General features: G+C 67.7%; 9 protein-coding genes. 5 read left to right on the forward strand and 4 right to left on the reverse strand.

Going from position 1 to position 10,127, the window contains the following annotated elements; translation table 11 throughout:
• The first annotated feature begins 47 nt into the window (after positions 1–47).
• From pdxA to VGC77_RS03275, 5 genes are all read left to right on the forward strand, one after another.
• A complete protein-coding gene (gene pdxA, locus VGC77_RS03255; protein ID WP_331170138.1) occupies positions 48–1,055 on the forward strand; it encodes a 4-hydroxythreonine-4-phosphate dehydrogenase PdxA in 1,008 nt (335 codons plus the stop codon).
• The gene (rsmA, locus tag VGC77_RS03260; protein WP_331170126.1) at positions 1,052–1,912 is read left to right on the forward strand and encodes a 16S rRNA (adenine(1518)-N(6)/adenine(1519)-N(6))-dimethyltransferase RsmA; all 861 of its coding nucleotides are present in this window, start codon (positions 1,052–1,054) and stop codon (positions 1,910–1,912) included. Before pdxA ends, rsmA begins: the two co-directional genes overlap by 4 nt.
• Before the next feature lie 81 nt (positions 1,913–1,993).
• Positions 1,994–2,923, forward strand: a complete 930-nt coding sequence (locus tag VGC77_RS03265; RefSeq protein WP_331170139.1) for a glycosyltransferase — start codon at positions 1,994–1,996, stop codon at positions 2,921–2,923.
• Between the two features lie 82 nt (positions 2,924–3,005).
• Positions 3,006–4,061 carry an alcohol dehydrogenase gene (locus tag VGC77_RS03270; protein ID WP_331170127.1) on the forward strand — a complete coding sequence of 352 codons (1,056 nt, stop codon included), beginning with the start codon at positions 3,006–3,008 and terminating at the stop codon, positions 4,059–4,061.
• A 265-nt stretch (positions 4,062–4,326) separates the two neighbouring features.
• Positions 4,327–5,151, forward strand: a complete 825-nt coding sequence (locus VGC77_RS03275) for a hypothetical protein (protein ID WP_331170128.1) — start codon at positions 4,327–4,329, stop codon at positions 5,149–5,151.
• Between the two features lie 302 nt (positions 5,152–5,453).
• Here the strand turns inward: VGC77_RS03275 and gmk are convergent, their stop codons facing one another.
• From gmk to fabF, 4 genes are all read right to left on the reverse strand, one after another.
• The gene (gene gmk / locus VGC77_RS03280; RefSeq protein WP_331170129.1) at positions 5,454–6,113 is read right to left on the reverse strand and encodes a guanylate kinase; all 660 of its coding nucleotides are present in this window, start codon (positions 6,111–6,113) and stop codon (positions 5,454–5,456) included.
• A 2-nt stretch (positions 6,114–6,115) separates the two neighbouring features.
• On the reverse strand, positions 6,116–7,003 hold the full coding sequence (locus VGC77_RS03285; protein WP_331170130.1) for a YicC/YloC family endoribonuclease: 888 nt from the start codon (positions 7,001–7,003) through the stop codon (positions 6,116–6,118).
• Positions 7,004–7,120: 117 nt separating this feature from the next.
• On the reverse strand, positions 7,121–8,398 hold the full coding sequence (gene mltG, locus VGC77_RS03290) for an endolytic transglycosylase MltG (protein ID WP_331170131.1): 1,278 nt from the start codon (positions 8,396–8,398) through the stop codon (positions 7,121–7,123).
• Between the two features lie 427 nt (positions 8,399–8,825).
• On the reverse strand, positions 8,826–10,091 hold the full coding sequence (gene fabF / locus VGC77_RS03295) for a beta-ketoacyl-ACP synthase II (RefSeq protein ID WP_331170132.1): 1,266 nt from the start codon (positions 10,089–10,091) through the stop codon (positions 8,826–8,828).
• Between the last annotated feature and the right edge of the window lie 36 nt (positions 10,092–10,127).

Below are 10,127 nucleotides of genomic sequence, written 5' to 3' on the forward strand. Positions count from 1 at the left end.
CCAGAGGCCGCGCGGCTTGCGCTCGGCAAGACAGGACCACGCGCGTGCTGAGCAAACCGCTGGCGCTGACGCTTGGCGAGCCGGCCGGCATCGGCCCGGACATTGCGCTGGCGGCGTGGCTCGGCCGCGCGCAATCGCAGATTCCCGCCTTCTATCTGCTCGGTGACCGGGATTTCCTGCAGGCCCGCGCCGCGGCGCTCGGCCTCACGGTGCAGTTGGCGGACGTCACGCCGGATCAGGCCGCAGCACGCTTTGCCGAGGCGCTGCCGGTGGTCGGCACCGGCCACCGCGTCACCGCGACGCCGGGCCACCCCGACGCCAGCAGCGCACCGGCCGCGATCGGCGCGATCCGCCAGGCGGTCGCCGACGTCGTCGCAGGCCACGCCGCCGCGGTGGTGACCAATCCGATCGCCAAGAGCGTGTTGTATCAGGCCGGCTTCAAACATCCCGGCCACACCGAATTCCTCGCCGAGCTGGGGCGCGGCGAGGGGCCGGCGCCGCAGCCAGTGATGATGCTGTGGTCGCAGACGCTGGCCGTGGTGCCGGTGACCATCCATCTGCCGCTGCGCGCGGCAATCGCGCAACTGAGCACCGAACTGATCGTGTCGACGGCGCGGATCGTCGCCGACGCCCTCAAGCGCCACATGAAGATCGCCGCGCCGCGGCTGGCGATCTCCGGGCTCAATCCGCACGCCGGCGAAAACGGCGGCCTCGGCAGCGAGGAGCACAGCATCATCGCGCCCGCGATCGAGATCTTGCGCGGCGACGGCATCGACGCCCGCGGCCCGCTGCCCGCCGACACCATGTTCCACGAAGCCGCGCGCGCGACCTACGACTGCGCGCTGTGCATGTATCACGACCAGGCGCTGATCCCGGTGAAGACGCTGGCGTTCGATCGCGCCGTCAACGTCACGCTGGGGCTGCCGTTCGTGCGCACCTCGCCGGATCACGGCACCGCCTTCGACATCGCCGGCAGCGGCCGCGCCGATCCCTCCAGCCTGATCGAGGCATTGCGGCTGGCGGCGCGGATGGCCGCGCCGTTGCCGCCTTCATGAGCGGCGTCGACGACCTGCCGCCGCTGCGCGACGTCATCAAGCGCCACGCGCTGTCGGCGCGCAAATCGCTTGGCCAGAACTTCCTGCTCGACCTCAACCTGCTGACCCGGATCGCGCGGGCCGCAGGGCCGCTCGACGGCGCCACAGTGGTCGAGGTCGGCCCCGGCCCCGGCGGGCTGACCCGGGCGCTGCTGGCGCTCGGCGCCGCCAAGGTGATCGCGATCGAACGCGACGAACGCGCGCTCGGCGCGCTGCAGGAAATCGCCGCGCATTATCCCGGCCAGCTCGAGATCGTCTGCGCCGACGCCACGACCTATGATCCGCGCCCCTTGCTCGGCGGCGCGCGGGCGAAGATCGTCGCCAACCTGCCCTACAATATCGCCACCGCGCTGTTGATCGACTGGCTCAGCCTGGAGCCGTGGCCGCCCTGGTACGACGCCATGGTGCTGATGTTTCAGCGCGAGGTCGCCGAACGCATCGTGGCGCGGCAGGACGACGAGGCCTATGGCCGGCTCGCGGTGCTCGCCAATTGGCGCGCCGAGACCAAGCTATTGTTCGACATTTCGCCGGCCGCCTTCGTGCCGCAGCCCAAAGTGACCTCCTCTGTGGTGCGCTTGGTGCCGCGCGAAAATCCCGAGCCCTGCGACCGCAGGACGCTGGAGCAGGTCGCCGCCGCAGCCTTCGGCCAGCGCCGAAAGATGCTGCGGCAGAGCCTGAAGCCGCTCGGCGTCGATCCGGCGCGGCTGGCGGCCGCCGCCGGCGTCGATCCGACCCGCCGCGCCGAGACCATCGCGGTCAGCGGCTTCGTGGCGATGGCCCGCGAACTGAGCGCCAGCCGCAAGCCGGCGGGGCGCTGAGCGGCGCGGGCACGATCGCCGCGAGATTGTCGGTGGATCGCGTTCCATGGTATGCGACCCTCAACCGCAGGATCGAAAATGATGGCAGTGAACGGCAGACGCGTCGCGGTCCTGATCCCGTGCTACAACGAAGACATCACCATCGGGAAAGTCGTCGAGGATTTCCGCGCGGCTTTGCCGGAGGCACAGATCTTCGTCTACGACAACAATTCCACCGACCGCACGGCGGAATGCGCCAGGGCCGCGGGAGCGATCCTGCGCCGCGAGCCGCGCCAGGGCAAAGGCAACGTCGTGCGTCGGATGTTCGCCGACATCGAGGCCGACCTCTACGTGCTGGTCGACGGCGACGGCACCTACGACGCCGCGGCGGCGCGCGCGCTGGTCGACCGCTTCGTCGACGAGCGGCTGGATTTCCTCAACGCGCTGCGGGTGTCCACCGCCAAGCAGGCCTACCGGGCCGGCCATCGCTTCGGCAACTGGATGTTGACCGCGCTGGTGCGCAGCATCTTCGGCCGGCAGCTCGACGACATGCTGTCGGGCTACAAGGTGCTGTCGAAGCGCTTCGTGAAATCGTTTCCGGCGATGTCGTCCGGCTTCGAGATCGAAACCGAACTCGCGGTGCACGCGCTGGAGCTGCGGATGCCCTGTGCCGAAGTCGCCACCAACTACGTCGAACGCCCGCCGGGCTCGGCGAGCAAGCTGCGGACCTACAGCGACGGCGTCCGGATCCTGGCGCTGATCGCCCGGCTGGTCAAAGACGAACGCCCGCTCAGCTTCTTCGCGGGGTTCGGCGTCCTGCTGATGGTCGTCGCGGTGTTCCTTAGCATTCCGCTGCTCGAAACCTATCTCGCGACCGGGCTGGTGCCGCGCCTGCCGACCGCGGTCCTCAGCGTCGCGCTGGTGATCGTCGGCGTCCTCAACGTGTTCGCTGGACTGATCCTCGACATGACCACCAAGATGCGGCGCGAGGTCAAGCGACTGGCCTATCTGGCGATCCCGGCGCTCGATTGACCGCCCGCGGCCGCCCGCCCCTCGGCTTGAACGCGACGGCGAGCTGTGATCTGTGGGAGCAGAAAAAACGGAGAGGAACGCCATGGCGTTGATGCGGAGGCAGTCGCTCGTCAAATTCGACGCGCCGTTGTGCGAGACCATCGTCGAGACGCCGAAGCCGCAGGGCCGCGAGGTGCTGGTGCGGGTCGAGCGCTGCGGGCTGTGCCATTCTGATCTGCATATCCAGGACGGCTACGCCGACCTGGGCGGCGGCAAGAGGCTCGACACCACCAAGGGCATGACGCTGCCGTTTACGCTCGGCCACGAGATCGCCGGCGTCGTCGCCGAGGTCGGGCCGGACGCGCCGGCCGAATTGATCGGCCGCAACACCGCGGTGTTTCCCTGGATCGGCTGCGGCCAATGCCGCGATTGCCTGAACGACGACGAGAATCTTTGCGTGCGCAACCGCTTTCTCGGCGTCGCGATCGACGGCGGGTTTGCCAGCCACGTGCTGGTGCCGGACGCCAAATATCTGCTCGACTACGATCCGTTGCCGATCAACCAGGCGGCGACGCTGATGTGCTCCGGCGCCACCGCCTATGGCGCGCTGAAGCGGCTGGTCGATCGCAAGCGGCAGCGCAATCTGCTGCTGATCGGGCTCGGTGGCGTCGGCATGATGGGGCTGTCGCTGGCCAAAGCGATGTTCAAGCAGGACATCAGCGTGGCCGACATCAATCCGGCGGCGCGCCAGGCCGCGCTGAACAACGGCGCCGCGACCGCCTATGATCCGACCGAGCCGGATCTGGTCAAGCGCATCATGAAGGAGACCGGCGGCTTCGACGCCATCGTCGATTTCGCCGGCAGCGACAAGTCGATGGGCTTTGCCACCGGCGTGGTGGCGCGCGGCGGCAAGATCGTGGTGTCCGGGCTGATGGGCGGCAGCTTCAGCATGCCGATGGTGAACTGGATCTACAAGCGGATGAGCATCGAAGGCTTCATGACCGGCACGCTCGCCGAGGCCAAGGAATTGCTGGAACTGGCGCGCGCCGGCACGATCAAGCCCACGCCGATGCAGGAACAGCCGATGGCCGAGGTGCAGAAATGGATCGACGAATTGCGCGCCGGCCACGTCGTCGGCCGCATCGTGCTGACCAACTGAGTGCCGCGGCCGCAGCGTTCAGCAGCATTGATCGCGCCGCGCCGGCGCGCTCGCGCGGGGCCGGAATATTGCCCAATGCTGTTCAGATTTATGGCGCATTGCCACCCCATTTCTCAACGAAAAGTTACCGGCAACAACCGCCGATGACGACCGCATCGTTGAGTAACAAGGGGACACGCGCATGCGACAGCGCAACCGGACATTGCCCAATAGGATTTGGGCTTCCGCAGCGATCGCCGCCATAGTGCTGGGCGGAGGGCTCGCGATGCCGCCCGCTCCGCTGTACGCCGCCGACTGCCTGACCGCGCCGAGCGGCGCCGCGCCGAAAGGCGCGCATTGGTACTACCGGCTGGAGCGCGAAACAAAACGGCAATGCTGGTACACCCGCGCCAAGGGCGCACCCCCGACCACCGCCGTCGCCGACGCCGAGGCGGCGCCGCCAATTGCGACGGAGACGCCGGCGCCCGTCGCGCCCGCGCCGCGCAGCCTGTCCGACGCCCGCGCCGAATACGTCCCGACCCGCGAACTGACCGAGCCCAGCCGCGGCGACGTCGCACTGCCGCAACAGGCCACCGCGCCGGCCTCCGCGGCCGCCAGTCTCGAAAACCAGCGCGTCGCCTTCGCCAACCGCTGGCTGGAGCGTCAGGCGGCGCAGGCCGATCCGGCTGCCAGCCCCGTGAGCGATGACAGCATGACGGTCGCCGACGCGCCCGCGGCCAACGCCGACGTAGCGCCGGCGCCGGCCGCCGTCGCCGGCGACGATTCGATGTGGATGCTGTTCGCCGGCCTTGCCGGCGCGCTGGGATTGGCCGGACTGATCGCGCATCTGGTGATGCGGTTCGGGCCGTCACGGCCGATCATCCGCCGCGAGGAGCCGCTGTATCACGACGCGATTTACGACGGGATGCCGGAGACCCCATCGGCGGCGCCGTGGCCAGCGCATGCTGAAGTTGCCCCCGCTGCATCCGATGCCATCGAAGACGAGCCGCCGCCGATGAACTGGCTGCGCATCGCGCGCGACCGCGCCAGCGCCGCGCCGGCCAACGCCGCCGTTGCGCCGCTGTTGGCCAAGGCGCCGCGGCCGCGTTGACGCTGCCACGCGACGCCTGAAGCGAGACGACTTGCAGACTGCGTCGCCCTGGCAGATGGCTTCGCCGTTCGGTCGACGGGATGCGCCACAGACAACGCGGCCGTCATTCCGGGGCGCGAGGCCGATGGGCCGAGCGAACCCGGAATCTTGCGGCCAGCAGGGCAGCGGCAGATGCAGCGAGATTCCGGGTTCATTCGCGGCTGACGCCGCTCCTGCCCCGGAATGACGCCGTGGGGAGTTGCGATCGCCGGCATCGCGAGCGACGTTCAACACCGCGCGGTCATCGCGGCATTCAAGGACAGCTACCGCTCCAGCTGCTGCCGCATCGCGCTGACGAACGACGCCAGGCCGACCTGGCGATCGCGCCTCAACTGCTCGGCGCGCAGAATCGCGCGCACCGATTCGAACGCCAGCCCGATATTGCGGTTGATCACGATGTAGTCGTAGTCGTCGTAATGGCTCATCTCGTCGCCGGCCTTTTTCATCCGGCCGCGGATCACCGCGTCGGAATCCTGCGCCCTGGTGTGCAGCCGGTGTTCGAGCTGCTGCACCGACGGCGGCAGGATGAACACGCTGACGACGTCCTTCGGCGCGCGCTTTCGCAGCTGCTCGGTGCCCTGCCAGTCGATGTCGAACAGCACATCGCGGCCGGCCGACAACGCAGCTTCGACCGGCACGCGCGGCGTGCCGTAGCAATTGTCGAACACGTTGGCCCATTCCAGGAATTCGCCGGCGGCGACCATGGCGTCGAATTTTGGCCGGTCGACGAAGTCGTAATCGCGGCCCTCGACTTCGCCGGGCCGCATCGGCCGCGTCGTCGCCGACACCGACATCTGCAATTCCGGGGTTTCGGCGACCAGCATCCGCGACAGCGTGGTCTTGCCGGCGCCGGACGGCGACGACAGCACGAACATCAGCCCGCGCCGCTCCACTCCGTTCAAACTGTGGTCCGGCTCGGTCATGCTCATTCCAGATTCTGAACCTGTTCGCGGAATTGCTCGACCACGTTCTTCATCGCAAGCCCGGTGTTGGTCAATTCCAGATCGTTGGACTTGGAGCAGCAGGTGTTGACCTCGCGGTTGAATTCCTGCGCCAGGAAATCCAGCCGCCGCCCCACCGCGCCGCCCTTCTTGATCATGTCGCGGGCCTGCGCGACGTGCGAGGCAATGCGGTCGAGTTCTTCGCGGATGTCGGCCTTGGTCGCGATCATGATCGCTTCCTGATTGAGCCGGTCGGAATCGAAGCGGTCGGAGGCCTCCAGCAGCGCCGCGATCTGCTCGGCGAGCCGCGCCCGGATCGCCTCGGGCTTGCGGCCCGGCGCCTGCTCGGCCTGTTTCGCCAGGCTTTCGACTTCGTCCATGCGCTGCAGCAGGATGTCGCCGAGCGTTCCACCTTCGCGCTTGCGCATCTCGACCAGGCTGGCCAGCGCCTGCGCGAAGGCGGCTTCCACCGCGGCGCGCGCCGCCTTGTCCTCGGCCTCGTCGCTGTCCGGCTCGACCACCTCGATCACGCCCTTGATCGCCAAGAGGCCGTCGACGCTCGGCGCCACCGCGTCGATCCGCCCGGTCAACTCGCCGGCGACCTTGAGGATCGAATTGAGCACGTCCTGATTGATGCGAATCGTGGACAGCGCGTTGGCGCGCTTCACGGTGAGGTTGGCGTAGACGGTGCCGCGCGACAGCGCCTCGGCGGCGCGCTTGCGCACCGGCTGTTCGATGTCGTCCCAGCCCGGCGGCAGCCGCATCCGGAAATCGAAGCCCTTGGCGTTGACCGACTTCAATTCCCATTCGAAGGCATAGGGGCCACTGCTCCCGTGGCACCGGGCAAACCCGGTCATGCTCGACAACGACATCGCCAAAAGATCTCCACGGATTTCAGGATTGAGACTCGCAAAAACTGTGCGCGAAACTTAGCGCGTCTGGCGGCAAAGCGGGACCCGCTTTCGCCGGGCGTCTGTGTCGCTGCTCGGTTATTCCTGGCTGGCGGGCGGCGGCGCCGCCGGCTGCTGTGCCGCGCCTTGCCGCGCCGGCGCCGGCGCCGTGGCGCGCGCCCGCTTCTGCGGCTTCGCAGGCGCTGTCGCGGCCGGCGCCGCGGCGTTGGCGTCGGGCCCCGCCTGCGGCGCGGCGGCGGGTGCTGCGTCGTCCGCGGGCTCCACGGTGTCGTTCTGGATCTGGCGTTCCAGCGTGCGCAGCCTCGCCACGTTCTTCTGGTGCTGATCGTAGGTCTCGGTGAAGCTGTGGCCGCCGCTGCCGTCGGCGACGAAGAACAGATCACGGGTGCGCGCCGGATTGGCGGCGGCTTCCAGCGAGGCGCGACCGGGATTGGCGATCGGACCCGGCGGCAACCCGTCGACGACGTAGGTGTTGTAGGGCGACGGCTGGGTGATCTCGCTGCGCTTGATCGGGCGGCCCAGCGTGCCCTTGCCGCCGACCAGGCCGTAGATGATGGTCGGGTCGGATTGCAGCTTCATCTTCTGGCGCAGCCGGTTGACGTAGACCGCGGCGACCCGGCTGCGTTCGTCGGGCTTGCCGGTTTCCTTTTCGACGATCGAGGCCAGCGTCACCAACTGCTCCGGAGTCTTCACCGGCACGTCGGGATTGCGGCGCTCCCAGATCTCGGCGAGCACGCGTTTCTGCGCCTGCTGCATGCGCTGCACCACCGCCTCGCGGGTGGTGCCGCGCGGAAACTTGTAGGTCTCCGGCAACAGCGTGCCTTCGCGCGGCATCTCGCGCACATTGCCGGCGAAGATATCGTTTTCGGCGAGCCGCGCCAGGATCTGCTCGGAGGTCAGCCCTTCGGGAATCGTCACCGCGTGCTGCACCACCTTGCCCTCGACGATGGTGGCGATCACGTCGCGCAGGCTGGCGCTCTTCTGGAACAGATATTCGCCGGGCTTCAGATCGGCGCGCGCCTTCAGCGCGAACACGCTGCCGATAAAGGCCCAGCGATTGTTGTCGATCACGCCCTCGCGCTGCAGGATGTCGCCGATGTCGCCCATCCCGGCGCGCTGCGGAATGTTGACGATCTTGTCGTCCTTGAGCGGCCCGGCGGCCTCGATCTTCTGCTTGCCGTAGACGTAGATGCCGCCGGCGCCGATCATCGCCACCAGTACGATGGTGATAATGGCGTTGCCGATCACCACCAAAGGATTGCGGGCGCGCTCCGAGCGCTTCGGCGGCGGCGGCACCTGCTCGGGCTCCAGCGCGGCACGCGGGCTCTTCGGCGAAATCGGCGGCCTTTCACTCATCGGTGCAACCTGATTCCTGTCGTTCAATCGGGGCCGGCGAAAACGACGATCGTAGCCGAGACTTGGGAGAGACGCCCAGCGCAGTTGCAGGCTTTGCAATCGGCGCTTCGCGAACCACCGACCCCTCGTGTCCCGATCCGAAATTCGCTTCGCGCCAGACACGCACTGCGGCGAACTTCGGCTTCGCTAGGACACTAGCAAATTTTGAGTCTTGAGCAGCATGAGGTTTGTTCGAATCGTCACCCTGCTCTCGCATTTTGGTGGAGCATGATCTTGTCCGAAAACCGGCAGCCGCTTTTCGGTATCATGCTTTGGTTCGGAAGGTCTCTTGAACAACGCGCGGCAAGACTGACGAGAACTTCCGAACCCCCGCCCTAGGGTTTAGCAGCGATTGCGGCGAAACGGAGGAGCCATCCACCGTTCAGCGCTAGTTGGGCACACGCTGCACGATCACCGAGGCATTGGTGCCACCGAACCCGAACGAGTTCGACAGTGCGACGTTGATCTCGCGCGAGCGGGCTTTCAGCGGCACCAGATCGATGGCGGTCTCCACCGACGGATGATCGAGATTGATGGTCGGCGGTGCGGTGTTGTCGCGAATCGCCAGGATGCAGAAGATCGTCTCCACTGCGCCGGCGGCGCCGAGCAGATGGCCGATCGAGGATTTGGTCGACGACATCGACGCGGTCGAGGCGGCGTTGCCGAGCAGGCGCTGCGCCGCGGCGAGCTCGATCTCGTCGCCGAGCGGCGTCGAGGTGCCGTGGGCGTTGATGTAGTCGAGGTCGGATGGCGACAGCCCGGCGCGCTTCAGCGCCGCGCTCATGCAGCGATAGGCGCCGTCGCCGTCCGGGCTCGGCGCGCTGATGTGATAGGCGTCGCCGGACATGCCGTAGCCGACGATCTCGGCGTAGATCCGGGCGCCGCGGGCCTTGGCGTGCTCGTATTCCTCAAGCACCAGGATTCCGGCGCCCTCGCCCATGACAAAGCCGTCGCGATCGCGGTCGTAGGGACGCGATGCCTTGTGCGGGGTGTCGTTGAAATTCGTCGACAGCGCGCGCATCGCGCAGAAGCCGGCCATCGCCAGCCGGCTGATCGGAGCCTCGGAGCCGCCCGCCACCATGACGTCGGCGTCGCCCAGCGCGATCAGCCGCGAGGCGTCGCCGATCGCATGCGCGCCGGTCGAACACGCGGTGACCACCGCATGATTCGGACCTTTCAGGCCGTGCTCGATCGAGACGTAGCCGGAGGCGAGGTTGATCAGTCGTCCGGGAATGAAGAACGGCGACAGCCGCCGCGGCCCGCGCTCCTTCAGGAGCACCGCGCCGTCGGCGATGCCGGACAGCCCGCCGATCCCGGAGCCGATCATGGTGCCGGTGGCACAGCGATCTTCTTCGGTAGCGGGATGCCAGTTGGCATCGTCCAGCGCCTGCCGCGCCGCACATATCGCGTAGATGATGAAATCATCGACCTTGCGCTGGTCCTTCGGCTCCATCCACTGATCGGGATTGAAGGTGCCATCGCTACCGTCGCCGCGTGGGACCACGCAGGCGATTCGGCTGGTCAGATCGGAGACGTCGAAAGTCTCGATCTGCCGAGCCCCACTTTCGCCGCTAAGCACCCGGTTCCAGGTCTGCTCGACGCCGCAGCCAAGCGGCGAGACCATGCCAAGGCCCGTGACGACAACCCGCCTCATATCCAGCACTCCGGCTCGCGGCGCGGTCATAACAAG

This window comes from Rhodopseudomonas sp., from assembly GCF_036404135.1.
Taxonomy (GTDB): domain Bacteria; phylum Pseudomonadota; class Alphaproteobacteria; order Rhizobiales; family Xanthobacteraceae; genus Rhodopseudomonas_A.